This is a genomic window from Corallococcus praedator, assembly GCF_003612125.1.
In the GTDB taxonomy this organism is placed as follows: Bacteria; Myxococcota; Myxococcia; order Myxococcales; family Myxococcaceae; genus Corallococcus; species Corallococcus praedator.
This window is the reverse complement of record NZ_RAWI01000203.1, coordinates 1-16,746: the sequence shown is the minus strand read 5'-3', so window position 1 is coordinate 16,746 and position 16,746 is coordinate 1. Positions and strand designations below refer to the sequence as shown.

At 69.0% G+C, this 16,746-nt stretch carries 13 protein-coding genes and 1 pseudogene; 9 read left to right on the top strand and 5 right to left on the bottom strand.

Annotated features, from left to right (window positions below; genetic code table 11):
- On the top strand, positions 1 to 1,187 hold a 1,187-nt coding region (locus D7Y13_RS45815; RefSeq protein ID WP_208734488.1), incomplete at its 5' end, for a hypothetical protein.
- Between the two features lie 48 nt (positions 1,188 to 1,235).
- Here D7Y13_RS45815 and D7Y13_RS24100 read toward each other — a convergent pair.
- Entirely contained in the window at positions 1,236 to 2,087 is an 852-nt protein-coding gene (locus D7Y13_RS24100) for an urease accessory protein UreD (protein WP_341870437.1), read from the bottom strand.
- Positions 2,088 to 2,177: 90 nt separating this feature from the next.
- Between D7Y13_RS24100 and D7Y13_RS24095 the strand changes: the two genes are divergently transcribed.
- Both D7Y13_RS24095 and D7Y13_RS24090 read left to right on the top strand, forming a co-directional pair.
- A complete protein-coding gene (locus D7Y13_RS24095; protein WP_120585131.1) occupies positions 2,178 to 3,260 on the top strand; it encodes an SMI1/KNR4 family protein in 1,083 nt (360 codons plus the stop codon).
- A gap of 89 nt (positions 3,261 to 3,349) precedes the next feature.
- Positions 3,350 to 5,620, top strand: a complete 2,271-nt coding sequence (locus D7Y13_RS24090; protein ID WP_233595819.1) for a hypothetical protein — start codon at positions 3,350 to 3,352, stop codon at positions 5,618 to 5,620.
- A 137-nt stretch (positions 5,621 to 5,757) separates the two neighbouring features.
- Here D7Y13_RS24090 and D7Y13_RS24085 read toward each other — a convergent pair whose 3' ends face one another.
- A complete protein-coding gene (locus D7Y13_RS24085) occupies positions 5,758 to 5,961 on the bottom strand; it encodes a YtxH domain-containing protein (protein WP_120538616.1) in 204 nt (67 codons plus the stop codon).
- Positions 5,962 to 6,176: 215 nt separating this feature from the next.
- On the opposite strand from D7Y13_RS24085, the gene D7Y13_RS24080 reads away from it, so the two are divergent.
- The 4 genes from D7Y13_RS24080 (at position 6,177) to D7Y13_RS24060 (ending at position 11,123) form a co-directional block, all read left to right on the top strand.
- Entirely contained in the window at positions 6,177 to 7,745 is a 1,569-nt protein-coding gene (locus D7Y13_RS24080) for an alpha/beta hydrolase-fold protein (RefSeq protein ID WP_120585130.1), read from the top strand.
- Positions 7,742 to 8,071, top strand: a complete 330-nt coding sequence (locus D7Y13_RS24075; RefSeq protein WP_120585129.1) for a hypothetical protein — start codon at positions 7,742 to 7,744, stop codon at positions 8,069 to 8,071. Before D7Y13_RS24080 ends, D7Y13_RS24075 begins: the two co-directional genes overlap by 4 nt.
- 54 nt (positions 8,072 to 8,125) lie before the next feature.
- Positions 8,126 to 9,364 carry a hypothetical protein gene (locus D7Y13_RS24070; protein WP_233595818.1) on the top strand — a complete coding sequence of 413 codons (1,239 nt, stop codon included), beginning with the start codon at positions 8,126 to 8,128 and terminating at the stop codon, positions 9,362 to 9,364.
- Between the two features lie 544 nt (positions 9,365 to 9,908).
- Complete coding sequence (locus D7Y13_RS24060; RefSeq protein ID WP_120585127.1) at positions 9,909 to 11,123, top strand: methyltransferase; 1,215 nt, start codon at positions 9,909 to 9,911, stop codon at positions 11,121 to 11,123.
- Positions 11,124 to 11,135: 12 nt separating this feature from the next.
- On the opposite strand, the gene D7Y13_RS24055 is transcribed toward D7Y13_RS24060, so the two are convergent.
- The gene (locus D7Y13_RS24055; protein WP_120585126.1) at positions 11,136 to 12,383 is read right to left on the bottom strand and encodes a sterol desaturase family protein; all 1,248 of its coding nucleotides are present in this window, start codon (positions 12,381 to 12,383) and stop codon (positions 11,136 to 11,138) included.
- A 66-nt stretch (positions 12,384 to 12,449) separates the two neighbouring features.
- On the opposite strand from D7Y13_RS24055, the gene D7Y13_RS24050 reads away from it, so the two are divergent.
- Complete coding sequence (locus tag D7Y13_RS24050; RefSeq protein WP_120531678.1) at positions 12,450 to 13,037, top strand: Crp/Fnr family transcriptional regulator; 588 nt, start codon at positions 12,450 to 12,452, stop codon at positions 13,035 to 13,037.
- 117 nt (positions 13,038 to 13,154) lie between these two features.
- Here the strand turns inward: D7Y13_RS24050 and D7Y13_RS24045 are convergent, their stop codons facing one another.
- Positions 13,155 to 13,523: a DUF3969 family protein gene (locus D7Y13_RS24045; RefSeq protein ID WP_233595817.1), complete on the bottom strand. Its 369-nt coding sequence runs from the start codon at positions 13,521 to 13,523 to the stop codon at positions 13,155 to 13,157.
- A pseudogene (locus D7Y13_RS24040) lies at positions 13,520 to 13,762 on the bottom strand (AHH domain-containing protein); the annotation flags it as partial. The gene D7Y13_RS24045 and the pseudogene D7Y13_RS24040, both read right to left, overlap by 4 nt.
- 408 nt (positions 13,763 to 14,170) lie before the next feature.
- Here D7Y13_RS24040 and D7Y13_RS24035 point away from each other — a divergent pair.
- Complete coding sequence (locus tag D7Y13_RS24035) at positions 14,171 to 16,582, top strand: ABC transporter permease (protein ID WP_120585123.1); 2,412 nt, start codon at positions 14,171 to 14,173, stop codon at positions 16,580 to 16,582.
- Positions 16,583 to 16,746: the final 164 nt, after the last annotated feature.

The following is a 16,746-nucleotide window of genomic DNA, read 5'->3' as shown; positions in this document are numbered from 1 at the left end:
GCCTCCCCAAGACGCCCAAGGCGCCCCCCGCCCCGCCGAAGGTGGACAACACGGTGGCCCAGGGGAAGACCTCCACGGGCGCCCAGCCCGTGTCGAAGCCGGCGGCGCCCGTGAAGACGGCGGGACCGGACAAGACGCCGCAGGGGGACTCGTTCAAGAAGCCCACGCCGAACGCGGAGGCGTCCTCTTCGTCGTCGCGTCCGAACATCAACGCGCACGACCTCCAGGGGCCGCAGGTGCAGGCGCCGAAGCTCTCCGAGAGCGAGGTGCAGGACCTGGCGATGGGCCGCACCCCGGGCAAGGGCAAGGCCGCGCCGGTGCGCCCTGAAATCCAGAAGGTGGCCGAGGAGATGAAGGCGGAGGTGCCGGGCTCGGAAATCCTCCGCTACACGGACCAGGGCGGCCACCCGATGTTGAAGAGGCCGAACCTGCCCTCCGGCACGCAGGACGGCGTGTGCAGCGCGATGACGTCCGAGTGGATCCGCACCGGCATCGAGGCGGGCGGCGACCCGAAGAAGGGCTCCCAGGCGTTCGGCAAGCTGACCGACAACCACTTCGGCGGCCTCATCGACAAGCAGCACGCGGAGTCGCTCCAGAGCAACTCCCTCACGAAGCTGAACAACGAGCACATGTCCGCCGTCTCGAAGTTCCAGGACAGCGTGGAGCAGCTCAAGGACAAGCGCGCGCAGCGCAATGAGATCAACGAGCTGCTCACGAACCCGGACCTGACCCCGGACGAGCGCCAGGGCCTGAAGCAACAGCGCGCCGAGCTGAACCAGGAGTTCAAGGCGGGAATGGCCCAGTTGAACCAGGACAAGGAAGCCCTCGAGCACAAGCAGGCCGCGATGCAGAGCCTGACCGACGACTTCCGGACCGGCCGTGGCGGCGGCAACCCGGGCGTGCGCGTGCAGGACTACGAGCCCATCGAAGGGAGCACCTTCGGCCAGAAGCTGTTCGACGGCACGAAGGAGGACGGCCACTACCGGATGGGCCTTCGCAAGCCGGGCGAGTCCGCGGATGGCCACGTCATCGGCTTGCACAAGACCGACGGCAAGAGCCGCCTGATGGATGCCAACACCGCCGAATGGCAGACGAACAGCCACAAGGACCTGGTCAACCTGACGGCGGAGCACATCGACCGGCTGTATCCCGACTACAAGTCCTTCGACCTCACCCGCTACAACTGACGCACTCCCGGGAGCTCGGCGGCCCTCACGTGCCGCCGATGACCTCCATCACACCCGCCGCGCCCACGGGTCGTCGCCCAGCAGGCCCGGCAGGAACGACAGCCAGTCACGCGTGGTGGAGAGCAGCGTCTCCAGTGAGACGGCCGCCACGCGCAGGAGCAGCCCATCCTCGCCCAGGGGGCTCGCGGAGATGATCTCCTGCGCGCGCGGCTTCACCGGCAGGCCCGCCACCCGCGCGGCCAATGCCTCTCGCGCGGAAGCCAGCGCGGGCCCCACCAGCAGCACCGTGGCCAGCGCGTCGAAGCGGCCCAGGCGCGCCGGCAGCGCACCGTGCGCGGGATCCAACACCCACTTCTCATCCAGGAGCGCGCGGCCTTCCCGCGCGACGCGCAGGCGCGAGGCGTAGTGCAGGAAGGCCCACCGCTCACCCCGCGCGCTGCGCCCGGCCGTCACCACGTCCGCGAGCACCAGCGACGCCCCGGCCGCGAGTGACATGTCCAAGGTCTGGGCATAGCGGGCGCCGGTGAAACACACGGTGGGGTCCGGCACCCACGCGAAGAGCGCGTCCGGGCCCACGCGCGCGTTCAGGTCGCTGCGACAGCCCTTGGGGGAACGGTAGACGCGGTTGGAGCCCTGGGTCGCGAGCAGCGCCGTGGCCCCTTCCGCCACATCCACGTCCAGCCGCAGGTGGTCACCGTCCACCAGCCCGCCGCCAAACGAACTCGTATACGCCCAGGCCGCGTGGCCGTGGTTGCGCGGGGTGAGCAGCCGCAGCGGGCTGTGCGCCAGCGCGGTGCGCACCACGGTGCGTGGACCGGAGCGCTCGAAGGCGAGTCTCGCGACGCCTGCGCGGCCCTGGGATGCGTCTGCTTCGTTCAGGGCGGGAAGGGCGGAAATCACCCGTCCCTTCTAGCACGGCGCCTCCAGACCTCCGGGAGGCGTGGTTGATGAGCAGCCCAATGAGGGATGCGGCAGGTATGGTCCGGCACGATGACGACCGCCCTGCGCCCCAAGGACGTACCTCCCGAAGCCACCTTTGATGCCGACGCCAACCTCTGGCGGCTCGGAGGCCCCAATGACTCGCGCGAGCGCCTGTGGATCCACCCGTCGGGCCTCCTGCTGCTCGACGCCACACGCAAGGACGGCAAGCTGGATGGAGAGATCAAGTGGTCGCTCGCCATCCACCAGATGTCCGAGCACGCGCCGCGCGTGGCCCTGCAGGCGGCGCTCGGCCTGCCGAAGGGGCCGACCAGCACGATGCTCGCGACGTTCGCGGACGGCGCACTGGTCGAGGTGCGCTTCCGCCCCGGCTTCGACTTCCCGGACACGCTGCGGGTCGAGCTGCGTGACGGTGTCATCGATGGTGCCGTCGAGTGGGTCGTCGGGCCGGTCGAAGGGGCCCTGTTCGAGCACGCCGGCACCAAGCTCCTGCACAAGGTCTTCAAGGTCCCGAAGCCCTGGCCCCATCGCATCACGGCGGTCTTCGCCAAGGGCAAGCTGAAGAGCACGTCGTACTTCGCCAAGGACGGCACGCCCCTGGACGTGGGCAAGACCTCGCTCACCGAGTGGGGTGAGGCCACCGAGGTGAGCGCCCTGGCCGGCTACATCGAGCGCGGCGACTTCGCGGCCGACGCGGCGCGCTTCTTCCCGAAGGCGCCCCGCGTGTCGAAGCCCGGCAGCGAGAAGGTCCGTGCCGTTCCCGCGGGGCGCGCGCTGGACGCGGTGGTGATGAGCGGTGGAGTGCCGTCGATGACCCTCGCCTTCGACTTCGACAGCTACGGCTTCGACTGCAAGAAGGAGGAGCTGTTCGGTGCAAACGACGACAAGTTCGTCGGCATCGCGAGCGACGGCTCCGGCGAGATGTTCCTTCTCGACGTCACGACGGGGGCGGTCGTCCGCTACGCGCACGAGGAAGGCACTGTCGCGCCGGCCTTCACCTCGCTCGATCAACTCGCTTTTTCGCTCCTGCGTGTCGAAGCGGCCGCGAAGAAGCTGATCCCGAAGGCGAAGGTCTCGGCGCTGTTCAAGCGGCTGGGCCTCACGGTGGCCGGCGCGCTCCTGAAGGAATACTGAGCGCGCGGTCCGTGTCGGGTTTTCGTCCGGCGCGTCCTGGGCCAGACTGCCGGTGGCCGGCACGGTGCGTGGACGCGAGGGGGATCCGGGTGGACCACAAGGACGATGGCAGCGGCGAGGTGGAGATCGGGACGCAGTATCCGCTAGGGCAGCTCGCCCGGGCGCTCCAGACGAGCCAGGAGCACCCGGACGCGGAAGCGCGGGCCCGCGCGCAGGACAAGGTGCGCGCCTGGACGGAGGTCTTCTCCGGCATGCTCCAGGGCACGCTGACCGTCGGCTCGCGCGTGCCCGTGGCGGAAGTCCCCGCCTGGGCGACGCTGGAGGTCGCCAAGGGCGGCTTCGCCACCGGGCGCCTGCTGGCGGAAGGGGCGCTGCAACCGCATGAGCAGGCATTGCTGTCCCGGCTCCAACGCGAGGACACGGGCAACGCGCGGGCGGTGCTGAACGCGTGGTACCTGGGCGAGGAGGGGCTCGCGGAGCTGCGGCGGATGCTCCGGACGGGCGGCTATCGCATCCAGGTCCCCGAGGAGGGCGCGCTGCTCGTGGTGGCGTGGCTGCTCGACCATGACCAGGCGGAGCGCGCGCGAGGCCTGCTCGACCAGCTGGCACCGTTCTTCCCGCGCCTGCGCTTCTACCCGGTGCCGGCCGCGACGCCCCAGGCGGACACCGCGTTCGTCCACGTGCGGGATGTGGGGGAGACGCGAGGGGCGCTCGCGCGGGTCCGTCCGCGTCCGGAGCTCCAGCGACAGTGGGAGTCCGCGCGGGTATGGACGCCCCTGTATGACCGCCTCGTGGCGCTCTGGGCGGGGGCCTTGCGCGAGGCCCCTCCGGCCTTCCATTTCGACGCGGACTTCGGGCCGCGTGCACGCACCCTGCTCTCCGACATCGACCGCGCGCTCGAACAACACACCCTCTGCGCCTGGCCCCGCAAACCCCAGCTCAACTTCGGCCGGCTCCACACCGTGCTCAAGGATGCGCTCCAGGCGCGCACGTCCCTCCTCCCAGGACAGGCGCGGCGCGTGCGCGGCGTCCTCGAAGCCATCTCCCAGGCGCGCGGCCTTCCGGGCTCCGAGCGCCTGGACGCCCTTCGCGCGAGGCAGCGGGAGCAGCTTGAACGCCCCAGCGGCGTGGACTTCGCCCGGGAGGCCCTGCGCCGGATGGACGGACTGCCCGGGGACGCGGGGCTCGACTCACTCGAGGCACTGACCGCGCCCGTGAAGGGCTTCGCCTTCCCCGCCAGCATCGAGCGCAAGCTGCGGCTCTCGCTGAACGCCCCCGTGGAGATGCTGGTCGAGCAGCGCCTCATCCGCTCCAGCGAGACGCTCGCCCGCGTCGTTCCGCAGTTGTCGGCGCAGGTCCGGGCGCTCGGCATCTCCCAGCCGTCCCTGCGCGCGCTCTACTCGGCCCTGTACACGGCGTTCCGACGGCGGCGCTCGCTGCTGCTCGTGAACCTGGAGTCCCAGGTGAAGTTGGAGGAGCTGCCCTGGGTGGGAGCCATCGACGCGTACCGGAAGCTGGGGCTCGCGGCGGAGACAGCGTCCAGGCGGACCCTGGAGCAGTTGGTGCGGCTCACGCTGAGCTCGTTCCCGGAAGTGCTCCTGCCCAACAAGCTGCTCCAGGAGGTCAGGGCCCTGCTCAAGGGCGCGGACCTCCAGGTGCCGGTGGTGGACGAGCTGGCCGCGGACATCTTCATGGCCGCCTTCACGGAGAAGTACCTGGAGGCCGCGCGTCAGGCGCAGGAGCAGCTCGCGGGGACGCTGTACGCGCGCTACTACGACCTGCCCTCCGCGCTCCAGGTGATGAACGACACGAAGCAGTCCAGGCATGGCCCCAGGACCTCGGAAGCCTTCGCGGCCCTGTGCACGGCCCGCGCGAAGGATGGCGAAGGCAGCGCGCAACGGAGCGTCGCGGCGAACGGCCGGGTCATCGAGCAGGCGCAGATCCTCACCACGCACAACCTGGCGACCCTGGTGGAGGCCCTGGACTTGCGGCCCGTGCTCGAACCCCACCTGGAAGCGCTGGCGCTCCGCTGTTTCACGCGCGTGTGCGAGCTGCTGGAGGCGCGGCCGCCCGCGTATCGCTCCAGGCTCCGGAACGTGAAGAACGCCGCCTACGCCTGGCGGCACATGCTGTTCTTCCTCTCGCTCCGGCCCGAAGCGACCCATCCGGCCTTCCTCCAGGAGATGGAGGCCCGGCTCTCGCAGCGGAGAGGTGACCTCGCCCAGCGGCTCGCGCCCGCCATGCTCGGACTGCGCCACGCGGTGAGCGGAGGACAGATGAAGGACGCGCCCCCGGGAGCGCAGTGCTTCCTGGGGTGGACCGTGAAGCGCCACTGGGTCCTGGGCGCGGCCCCCGGCTGACCGCCCTGGCCGGAAACGACGACACCCCGGAGGCCGGCACCACGAAGGGTGTCCGACGTCCAGGGTGTCCACGTCAGCGCGGCCCGGCCCGTCCCCGGTCAACGACCCCGGACCCACGGACCTCCGCTTGCGACGTCCTACTTGTCGGTCGCATCCTCGATCTTGTCGCCGGCCTTCTCGGCGGCGTCGCCCGTGGCGTCGGCGGCGTCCTCGGCGGTGTCCTTCACCTTGTCGCCGGCCTCCTCCACGTCGTCCTTGGCCTCGTCACGGGTGTTGCGGTGGCAGCCCGCCCCCACGACCAGCGAACCCAGCGTCACGGCCAGCAGCGTCAGCTTCTTCATGCAGTGCGACTCCTTCGCTTGAGGGGGCCGGGACTCCGCGTCCCGGTGCCCGCTGTGCGCGGCGCAAGGTAGGCACTGTCCGCCATCTGCCAAGGGGTCTGTCCCCCGGGACACTTCCCCCGTCTCCGGGGACCCGCCTGACGGTGTCGGAGGGCACTGCTACGATGTGCCTTCGCGTGGGGCCCCTGTTCCGGCCCCCGGAGGCTCCACCACCGATGTCGTCTCCTTCGCCTTCCTCGCGGCCCTCGCGGCCCGTCCTCCTGCTCGTCCTGGGCCTCGCGGCTCTCTGGGGCTGTCACTCCGACTCCCAGGTCCCCGCCGAGCAGCACTTCTCCGCGGTGCAGTTCGACGTGACGGTGCCGCCGGAGACTCCGGCCGACGCCGCCATCTTCCTCACCGGCCCCAGCGACACGTTCGGAGGCCCCGCGGGGCCGGGCCTGGAGATGGTCTACCAGGGTGGCCGGGTGTTCAGCCTGAAGGCCCGGCTGCCCAAGGACACCGCCTTCACCTACGCGGTGCGGATGACGGCGCCCGTCGCCCGGGTGGCGCTCGACGCCGCGGGGGCCCCGGAGGCGGACCACACCCTCACCGTCCACGAGGACGAGGAGAATGTCGCACTCACGGTGGAGCGCTTTGGACCGGCGGAGGGGGAGACAGGCGCCCGGACCGTGTTCATCGTGAAGACGCCGGACATCACACCCCGGGATGCGAAGGTGTGGTTGTCCGGGAACCAGCCGGAGCTGGGGAACTGGAACGGCGCGGAGGTGGAGCTCTCCAAGGCCGTGGACAATGCCTATGCCGGTGCCGTCACCTTCCCGGTGGGAGCGGCCCTGGAGTTCAAGGTGACGCGCGGCGCGTGGGAGACGGTGGAGAAGAGCGAAACGGGCGCGGAGGTGGCCAACCACACCTTCACGACGGGCGGCGGCTTCGAGCGCGTGTCCGTGGTGGTGGGCGGCTGGGCGGACCTTTCGACCCCGCCGCCGCCGCCGGACCCCACGCTCACCGGCGACGTGCGCTACCTGCGCGCGGTGACGCCCACGGACCCGACGCTGAAGCCGCGCGACGTCATCGTCTGGCTGCCGCCCGGCTATGAGACGGACACCCAGCGCCGCTACCCGGTGCTCTACATGCACGACGGCCAGAACCTGATGGACGTCGTCACCGCGTTCGCCGGGGAGTGGAACGTGGATGAGACGGCGCAGGCGCTGGTGACGGCCAAAGAGGTGGAGCCGCTCATCATCGTGGGCGTCTACAACACGTCCGACCGCATCGCGGAATACACGCCGGTGCCCTTCCCGCCCGAGTACCCGGACGCGGGCCGCGCGGACGCCTACGGGCAGTTCCTCATCAACGACCTGAAGCCGCGCATCGACGCGGAGTTCCGGACGAAGACGGGGCCGGAGTCCACCGGGCTCGCGGGCTCGTCGCTGGGCGGGTTGGTGTCCCTGTCGCTGGGCCTGAAGCACCCGGAAGTGTTCAGCCGCCTGGGCGTGGTGTCGCCGTCCGTGTGGTGGGCGGACCGGGACATCGTGCGCACGGTGGAGGGTTTGAGCGCGAAGCCTGCGCTGCGCATCTGGGAGGACATCGGCACCAACGAGGGCTCCGGCAGCCAGGCGGAGACGGTGGCGGATGCCCAGGCGCTGCGCGACGCGCTGGTGGCCAAGGGCTGGGTGCTGGACAGCGACCTGAAGTACACGGTGGTGCAGGGCGGCCAGCACAACGAGGCGGCCTGGTCCGCGCGCTTCGGTGACGTGCTGCGCTTCCTCTTCCCCGCGGTGCCGTGACGCACGCGCCGCCCCCCACCACCCCGGATGGACGCTACCTGGTGGTGGAGGGACGGCTGTGGCGCCGCTCCAACCCGGCGCTCGGGCCCCGGCAGCGCGAGCTGCTGGTGGCCGCGCTGATGCGAGCCCGCGCGGACGTGGGCCGGGCGAAGCGCGCGAAGGACGCGGCGGCCGAACGCAACGCCCGCGCCCGCGTCCACCGCGCCAAGGCGGGCCTGGGCGAGCGGGGCGCGCCGTGGTGGACCGACGGGGCCCCGGACTTCAACCGGCACCTCGTGCGCAACACGCCGTATGCGGCGTGGTTCCAGGACCTCGCCGTTCCCTGAGCTGTCGTTCCCCCCAAGCCAAGGAAGTGCTTCATGCGTCACGCGTGGAATCGGATGTCGTCGTGGCTCCTGCCGTCGTTGCTGCTGGTGGCGTGCGGTCCGTCGCAGGAGCCGGTGGAGGACACTGGAGCCTCGGAGGTCGGCACGAGCGCGCAGTCAGTGCTGTATCCGCCGCCCGCGCCGTCCAGCGGCAACATCGTGGACAGCACGGCGTTCCTGGGCCCGGTGGGGCTCAACAGCTTCGTGCAGACGAGCTTCACCACGAATCCGCAGTACCTGTCGTTCAGCTTCAAGGTGGCCGCTGGCGCGCAGGTGGCCCTGGAGGTGACGCACGGGGGCAGCAGCATGGGCCTGGACACGGGCCTGTTCATCTACGGCCCGAAGAACGCGAACGGCAGCTACGGCACCACGCTGCGCGCGCAGGACGACGACGCGGGCTATGGCCAGCTCAGCAAGGTGACCGGCCTGACGCTGGCGCAGGGCGGCGAGTACCTGGCGGTGGTGAGCACCGGCACGGGCGCGGGCAAGCAGTTCCGCCTGGTGCTGGGCTGCCTCAACAGCGCGTGCGCGGAGCCGTCGCTGTTCACGGCCTGTGACCTGGACGTGGCCACGCGCATCGAGGTGTGTGACGAGAGCGTGGTGGAGACGCAGGGCCTCACGCCCGCGCAGGCGCTCCCGCAGTGCACGGACGCGCAGGACGCGCACGCGGCCTTCGTGGAGAACTGCTTCGTGTCCTCCGGCGCGAAGCCGTGGTGCGCGGATGGTGAGTCCGCCTTCACCACGAAGATGTGGCCGGTGTGCAAGGACTTCTACTACCGCTACTACGGCGCGGGGCCGCTGCCCCTCACGCAGCTTCCGCTGAGCAGCACGCTCCAGGCGGCGCAGGCGGCGGGCCACACGCACTGCAAGACGGGCGAGAACTGGTGTGATGAGTCGCTGTGGGCGCTCAACGTGCCCTCGGTGGCCGGCACGACGCCGGTGTCCCTGGACCGCGTGGCGGAAGGGGCGTTCGCGTCCATTCCCGCGCTGAGCGCCAACCAGAACCTCCAGTTCGAGCGACAGCCGGACCTGACGTACGCGGAGTTCGGCAGCCACGTGCAGCAGTTCTTCCCGGAGCTGGTGGCGGCGCTGCCGGGCGCGCTGGGCAACGGCACGGAGGCAGCGCAGGTGGCGCGCTTCTACGCGAGCGAGCCGGTGGCCCCGGGCGCGAAGGACTACCACAGCGTCTACGTCGTCTACTTCCCGGTGTCGCACCAGACGGCGGTGTTCTGGCTCATCCGGCACGAAATCTGAGCCAGGGCCGGAGACACGCGTGCGGTGCGCCGGACGCAAACCGCTGATTTGAGCAGTCCTGAAGGCCCCGCTCCCGCGCGTCGTGGACCGGGGCCTTCTTGCGAGTGTTCACCGCAGAAGGGGCGCCCATTGGCCTGACGCAAATGGCAGCGCCATCCTGGCAGGGCAGTACAAACCGCCAAACCAGAAGAAGCAAATGCGAGCGGCAATCATTGCCGGGCTGATGGCTGTCGGAATGCTGGCCGGCTGTGGCGGCACCGAGGGCGACGTGGGCGGGCCACCCGAGCTTGAAACACGTACGGACGAACTTCCCGTTTGCGGCCCGTCAGGCTACGAGATCACCTACTACGCGGAGCCCGAGCGTCTCACGTACGTGGGGACGATCATGTGCGACTGCGGCTCTGGCATCTTTGCCTATGGCTCCCGGTCGCCGTACTTCGTGCGGGTGAGTACCGGGTCGTGTAGCGGGTAGTGCCCCCATCGCTCGCCCCCTCCAGCAGGATCGCCACCGAGCCCTGGGAGTCGGCGCATAGGATGCGCCGGCATGGACTTCCAGGCGCGACTCGAGGCGCTCACGCACCAACTCCGGCCCTGGTCCCCGCTCTGGTCCCGCTCCATCCTCCAGGGCTGGCCCGGGTCCGGCGCCGCCTGGCCCGAGGACTGGCTGGCCTATGCCCGGTCGCTCGATGAAGCAGGCGAGCGGCGGCTGGACCAGGGGGCGCTCGTGGGCGTCCCGCCTCCGTCCCTGGGCGCTCTCCTCGGCACGCTCCAGGAACTCACGGCCCTGCCCTGGCACGAGGGCCTTCACGCGCTGACGGTCGCGGAGACGCAGGGACTCAGCGCCAAGAAGACCCACGAACTCGAGCGGGTGCTCGCCCTGCTCACTCCGAGAACGCGCTTCATCCGCCAGGCGGTCGATATCGGCGGCGGCATGGGACATCTCGCCCGCCTCTGTGCACGGACGTTCGGGTGGACCTTCCACAGCATCGATCGGGACGCCGCGCTACAGGACAAGGGCCGGCAGTGGCTGACGAGAACCCAACCCCCGGGCGGGGACACCCTGAGTTTCATCCAGGCCTCCGTCGAGGACGGGCTCCAACCACAGATTGATCCGCTCTTCTCCGGCCGGGACCGGGCCTCCATCGGTCTGCACACCTGCGGGCCGCTCGCCCTCACGCAGCTCCGCAAGAGCCAGGAGGCGGGCTTCGTCCTGAACATCGGCTGCTGCTACGACAAGCTGGAGGCCCCGCGGGATTACCCCGTCTCCCGCTTCGGGGGCGCGCACCCGCTGCCCTTCACCCCGCATGCCCTGGCGCTGACGACGCGGGGACGGCATCACAAGACGGAGGTGGAGTTCGCGCGGATGAAGCAGGTGTACGCGTGGCGCTTCGCGTTCGAACTCCTGTCGAGGCGGCGCTTTCCCGAGCGCGGCTTCGTGAGGGCAGGAGACGCGCCCCGGGCGCTCTATGCCGGACGCTTCGCCGTCTATGCGCGCGACCGCCTGGAGCGCCTGGGCCTCGATGCCGGCATGACGGACACGGAGCTGGATGCCTTCGAGGTGTCCGTTCGCGCCGAGACGCGGGATCTCCTGCTCTGCCATCTGCTGAGGGACCGCTTCGCGAGGCCGTTGGAGGTCGTGCTCCTGCTGGATCGCGCGCTCCTCCTGGAGGAGTCGGGCTTCCAGGTCGAGCTCCTCCAGCTCTTCGATCCGCGCCTGTCTCCGCGCAACCTCGCGCTCATCGCGTCGCGGAGCGCTTGAGCACGTACCTTCTCAGCCTGCGAAGGGATTCGTCTGGGACCTCCGGCCGGCGCCACCGCGCGCCACCCGCAGCCAGACCAGCGAGACCATCAGCCACGACGCCGTGAGCGCGCTCCACGCCGGGGGCGCGCTGGCCCCTACCAGCCACAGCGTCACCCCCACGCCCATGGCGAGCACCCGCGCGAGCTCCAGCGGCTCGCTCCACCCTTTCGACTCCAGCATCCCGCTCCAGGCGGTCGCCATCGCCCAGAGCAGCAGGCTCAACGCGATCTTCTGCCAGCCCGACAACGGTGAGGCATGGTGGCTCACCAGGAGCATGAACGGCATCGACGCGAACAATTGGAAGACGAGGTAGCCTCGGACGCCGGACAGCTCCTGGGAGTGGTACTTCACCTCCGCGCCCTCCTGCTTCCAGTACCCCAACGCGCGCGGAGGAAGGTCCGCGGGCCGCCAGCCCGTGGGCATCACCCAGAGGCGCAGCCGGTCCCAGTGGCTCTTCGTGGCGACGGCGTCCGCGACCAGCCGGGCCCACGCCTGGAAGTTGATGGCCGTCGGATCCCAGGTGTTCGCCGGGGTGGTCAGGCCGTAGGAGCACGGCTCGGTCTCCTCCGCGTAGGTGCCGAACATCCGGTCCCAGATGATGAGGAAACCCGCGTAGTTCTTGTCGATGTATGCGCCGTTGCGCGCGTGGTGCACGCGATGGTGCGACGGCGTGTTCAGCCACGACTCCACCCACCGGGGGAGCTTGGGGATGACCCGCGTATGAGGGATGAACTGGAGCACCAGGTGGAAGGCCACCATCGCCAGCACCGCCTCCGGCGGGAATCCCACCAGCACCAGCGGCCAGTAGAAGAGGAACGAGAAGAGGCGCTGCGTCACGCTCGCGCGCAAGGCCACCGCGTAGTTGAGCTCCTCGGTGGAGTGGTGCGGCGAGTGGGCCGCCCAGCCGATGTTGGTGCGGTGCCCGAAGCGGTGGAACCAGTAGAAGAGGAAGTCGACGCCCAGGAAGAGCGCCACCAGCGACAGCGGCGACGAAGCATCCAGCCGCCACGGTGCGTACTCACCCAGTTGCGTGAAGAGGGGGAGCACCAGCAGGGCCACCGCGACGTTGACGCACTGGTTCATCACCGCCGTGCCCATGCTCGCGATGGAGTCCTGGAAGCTGTAGTAGCCGTTGCGCCGCGCCACGCACCAGGCGAACTCCGCCAGGGCCAGGGCGATGACGAAGGGCGTGGCCACGGCGTAGACATTGAGGGACATGCCCCCGGTATATGTTTCCCAAAGCCGCCTCCGCCTTAACCCAGGTCAAGCCCAGGTCCCCGCGACGTGAGATTCCCGAAGCTCTTCGAGCGCCTCGCCACCCTGGCCCCGCTTCCTCCCGAGGAGTGGGTGAAGGCCGAAGCCGTGGCGAAGGAGCAGTCGCTCGCGAAGCGGGAGCTCTTCATGCGTCCGGGGGACGCGGCGGACCGGTTCGCCGTGGTGCTCCAGGGCGTCTTCCGGGGCGTGCGCGTATCGCCACGCGGTGGCGAGTCCATCAAGGCCTTCCGCGCCGAGGGAGAGCTGATTGGCGCCTACGCGGAGATGTTGCAGCGGCTGCCGTCGATGACCGCGATTGAAGCGCTCGAGCCGAGCCACGTATTGGTGTTCCAGACGCAGGACTTCCAGCAACTGGAGCAGGGCCACGTGTGCTGGGAGCGGCTGGCGCGCCGGGTGGCGGAGCAGCACTTCGTCCTCAAGGAGCGCCGTGAGCAGGAGTTCCTGGAGCTGTCCGCGGAGGAGCGCCTGGTGAAGTTCTGGGAGGAGCATCCCCACCTGAAGGGAAGGATTCCCCAGCGCGACGTGGCGGCCTACCTCGGCATCACCGAGGTAGCCCTGAGCCGCATCATGTCACGGCGCCGCAAGCGGGCGGAGTGAGCGGGTCCCAGGCACTCCCGGGCCAAGGGTCAACCAGACCCTTGCTGCGCCTCTACGACCCGGACGGCACACAGGTGACCTACAGCGATGACGCGTGGGGCGGGGGCTGAGAAGGCTTTACTCCCCCCGGGAGGGAAGTCTTCCCAGCCACCTTTCGCCATCGGCAGTAGGAGCTGGCAGGGTCGCGAGCAACTTCAGGAGCCTGTCCTCGATCTCCGCGATGGAGCGGGTCAGGGCTTCTGGCACGAGTTGATCCACATCCTCCAACTCCGTCGCCAGGTGGATGGCGTGGCGCAGCTCAGGATGCACTTCCATCGCTTCCAGGCGGGTGAGCAGCGCCGGTCCAAAGAGCCGGCTGCATGCATACGCTGGCGAGACCGCACCCTGGAGGATTGCACGGCACATCCCCAGGGCGGTGACCGCCACGAAGCGCTGGACTTCCTCGGGCCCCGTTGCCTGGAGCGTCATGGGGTCCAGGGCGCTCACAGGTTGCTCCATCCAGGCTTGACCTTGAAGTCGAAGACCTTCCCGGAGGGACTCTCAAAGTAGTGGAGTGACACCTTCTTTTCGCCCACCCAGCCGTCCTTGTAGACCTTGAGCCAGCTCCCCCGCTCGACCTTCCGAAGCTTCTCCAACAGCTCCTTGTTGGACACCTTGTTCCGGGTCGTCCCCTTCTCGACGGCCTCGAACCGGGACGGATACCCAGGGGCGGCCTTCACGCTGTTCTAGACCTGCTCCGGCACAAAGCATCGCCAGGAGCAGCAGGCACAAACCCGGTGGGTTCATGCCGTCTTCGTAGCACGGCTTCACCGGGGAATTCACGACCTCAATCCCTCCGTGCCCCGCCGCTGCCCCGGCGCCGAGAACGCAGAAGACACCGGTGACGGCCCCACGACGCAGGCGCCCCAGAGTGACTCCTCGGAGCGACATTCACAGAGGGCGGTCTCTCCTCCGCGTAGCGCTCTCCATTGTGATTCGAGACGACGAATGAAACCTTGGCTTCGCTGGCGAGCAGGGCCCCTCTTTTTTCCAGCAGCCGAAAATGGGGCAAACTCCGGAACTCCCACGACAAACACCTTGGCTGCCGCGAACAATGGTGGCCACCTCATGAACCACACAGGAGCTCGGCGCTCATGAGCATCATCGACAGCCTCGTCGCGGACGTACGCTTTGCGCTCCGCACCTTCCGCCGTGCGCCCGGTTTCGCATCGGTCGCCATTCTCTGTGTGGCTCTCGGGATTGGCGCCAACGCCATCATTTTCAGCGTGGTCCACGGCGTGCTGATGGGCCCCCTGCCCTATTCCCAGCCCGAACGACTGGTTTCGCTGTTCGAAGTCCGGTCCCAGAGCAGCCGCGGGCAGGTTTCCTGGCCCATGTTCTGGGTCTGGAGGCAAGAGGCGTCAGCCTTTGAGCGGATGGCGGCGTTCAACGCTGGCGGTACGACCCTGCAGACGGAGGAGTCCTCCGAGCGCCTGGACGCGATTCGCGGCACCGCGGACTACTTCGCCGTGTACGGCGTACCCGCGCTTCTGGGCCGCACCTTCGAGCAAGACGAGGACCTGTTCGGCCAGGAGCCCGTAGCCGTGCTGAGCGAGGACCTGTGGCGAACTCGCTTTGGTGCCGACCCCGCGGTCCTCGGCCGCTCAATCATGCTCGACAGGGTGCTGCACACAGTGGTTGGCGTGATGCCCGCCTCCTTCGACGCGAGCACGGATGTCTGGATGCCCCTGGTGGCCCCGCCCGACGCCCAGACTCGGACACGAGGCTTCGTGCTCAACGTTCGCGCCCGCATGGCGCCCGGCGTCTCCCTGGAGAAAGCAAGCGCACAGCTCAAGGAGGTGGCAGCGCAGGTCGGTGCATCGCAGGCGCAAGGACCGCGAAGCGCGCAGGTCATCCCGCTAAGGGAGGGCCTGACCGAAACCTGGCGTACCCCACTCCAGGCGTTGCTGGGTGCCGTCGCGCTGGTGCTCCTCATCGCCTGCACCAACGTCGCCAACCTCCTCCTCGCACGCGCCGGTGCGCGCCAACAGGAGCTGGCCATTCGTGTCGCACTCGGCGCTGGGAGAGGCCGCCTCATCCAGCAGTTCCTGGTGGAGAGCCTCATCCTGGCGCTCCTGGGCGGTGCCCTGGGGGCATTGCTTGCCCGGTGGGGATTGGACGCGCTGCTGGCTTTGGCCCCGGACACCCTGCCTCGCCAGAACATCATTGCGATTGACGGGACGTCCCTCCTATTCCTGTCCGCATTGACGGTGGCCAGTGGCATTGGCTTTGGTCTCCTCCCGGCGCTTCATGTCTCCCGGCTCGACGTCCGTGGCGGGCTGGTTGCAAAGGGAAGCGCGGGCGGTGGCACGAGCCCGAGCCGTCGCCTTCGCGCCTCACTGGTGATCGCGGAGATTGCCCTTTCCCTCATTCTTCTCGTGGGCGCGGGGCTGCTCGGGCGCAGCTTCCTTCTCCTGATGGGAACGTCTCCCGGCCTCGCCACGGAGCAGATCCTGACCCTGCACCTGGGCATCTCCAAGGATCGGTTCTTCAAGGATGGCGTCCTTGATGTGGACCTGGCGCCGCGCCTGCTTCAGCCGGTGCTGGACGAAGTGCGTGCGCTTCCAGGTGTGAGCGCTGCGGGGATGACGTCGGTCCTTCCCATCCAGCGAGCCTGGAACAACGCCCGCTACACCGTGGAAGGTGAGCCCTCCCCCGAACCGGGCGACGAACCCACTGCGGAGCGTCGCGCCAGCAGCCCCGGCTACTTCGCCACCATGAGCATCCCGCTTCTCCAGGGACGTGACTTCACGGCACAGGACACAGGCACAGGGGAGTCGGTTGTCATCATCAACGAGGCCTTGGCGCGCCGGCATTTCAAGGACAAGAACGCCGTCGGCCGTCGGCTGATGATTGGCACCGTTGTCGCAACCATCATCGGAGTTGTCGGCGACGTACGGCAAGCCGGGCTCGACAAGGAGCCGCTGGCGGAGTTCCACCTTCCCTATGGCAGACCTTGGGGAGACGACAGTCTCGTCCTGGTGGTGCACACTGCGCTAGCTCCAGAGACCCTGCTCCCTTCCGTCCGCGAGGCCGTGCGTCGGGTAGATGGCTCGCTGCCTCTCTACCGGGCGATGACGATGGAGCAGGTCATCGCGAAATCGCTCGGCCTGCGGCGGCTGGTGCTGTGCCTTCTCGGCACGTTCGCCATGATGGCGCTCGTGCTTTCGGCCTACGGTCTCCATGGCGTCATTTCACTCCTGGTGACACAGCGCACTCAAGAGATCGGCATCCGCATGGCGCTCGGAGCGAGCACCGGGGACATCCTGCGGCTCATCCTCGGCCAAGGAGCAAGGCTCACCGGGATGGGCATCGCGGTGGGGTTCGCGGGCGCGCTCATCCTCGCACGGGTGCTGGGGAGCCAGCTCTACGGCGTGACAGCCTGGGACCCGTTGACCTTCGGCGCCGGAAGTCTATTGCTCGCGAGCGTGGCGCTCCTGGCGTGCTGGCTTCCCGCACGCCGGGCACTCAGGGCAGACCCCATCCGGGCCATCCGCTCGGAGTGATTTCCTGTTCCTACCCAATGCACACAAGGGCCAGCACTGAAGTTGCCCCGGTTTCGTGGAGCGTTTCCGCGCTTTCGCCCTCAAGCGGCAGCGCGGTGCTTCTTCTCGTAACCAGCGGGTGACTCGTAGTCGAGCGCGGAGTGGCGCCGGAGCGGATTATACCA

What these genes read in the sequence shown, in the direction of transcription:
- D7Y13_RS24095 (WP_120585131.1), top strand. Translation starts at nt 2,178, where the DNA reads ATGACGACCGCCCTGCGCCCCAAGGACGTACCTCCCGAAGCCACCTTT.
- D7Y13_RS24085 (WP_120538616.1), bottom strand. Translation starts at nt 5,961, where the DNA reads ATGAAGAAGCTGACGCTGCTGGCCGTGACGCTGGGTTCGCTGGTCGTG.
- D7Y13_RS24080 (WP_120585130.1), top strand. Translation starts at nt 6,177, where the DNA reads ATGTCGTCTCCTTCGCCTTCCTCGCGGCCCTCGCGGCCCGTCCTCCTG.
- D7Y13_RS24070 (WP_233595818.1), top strand. Translation starts at nt 8,126, where the DNA reads ATGTCGTCGTGGCTCCTGCCGTCGTTGCTGCTGGTGGCGTGCGGTCCG.
- D7Y13_RS24060 (WP_120585127.1), top strand. Translation starts at nt 9,909, where the DNA reads ATGGACTTCCAGGCGCGACTCGAGGCGCTCACGCACCAACTCCGGCCC.
- D7Y13_RS24055 (WP_120585126.1), bottom strand. Translation starts at nt 12,383, where the DNA reads ATGTCCCTCAATGTCTACGCCGTGGCCACGCCCTTCGTCATCGCCCTG.
- D7Y13_RS24035 (WP_120585123.1), top strand. Translation starts at nt 14,171, where the DNA reads ATGAGCATCATCGACAGCCTCGTCGCGGACGTACGCTTTGCGCTCCGC.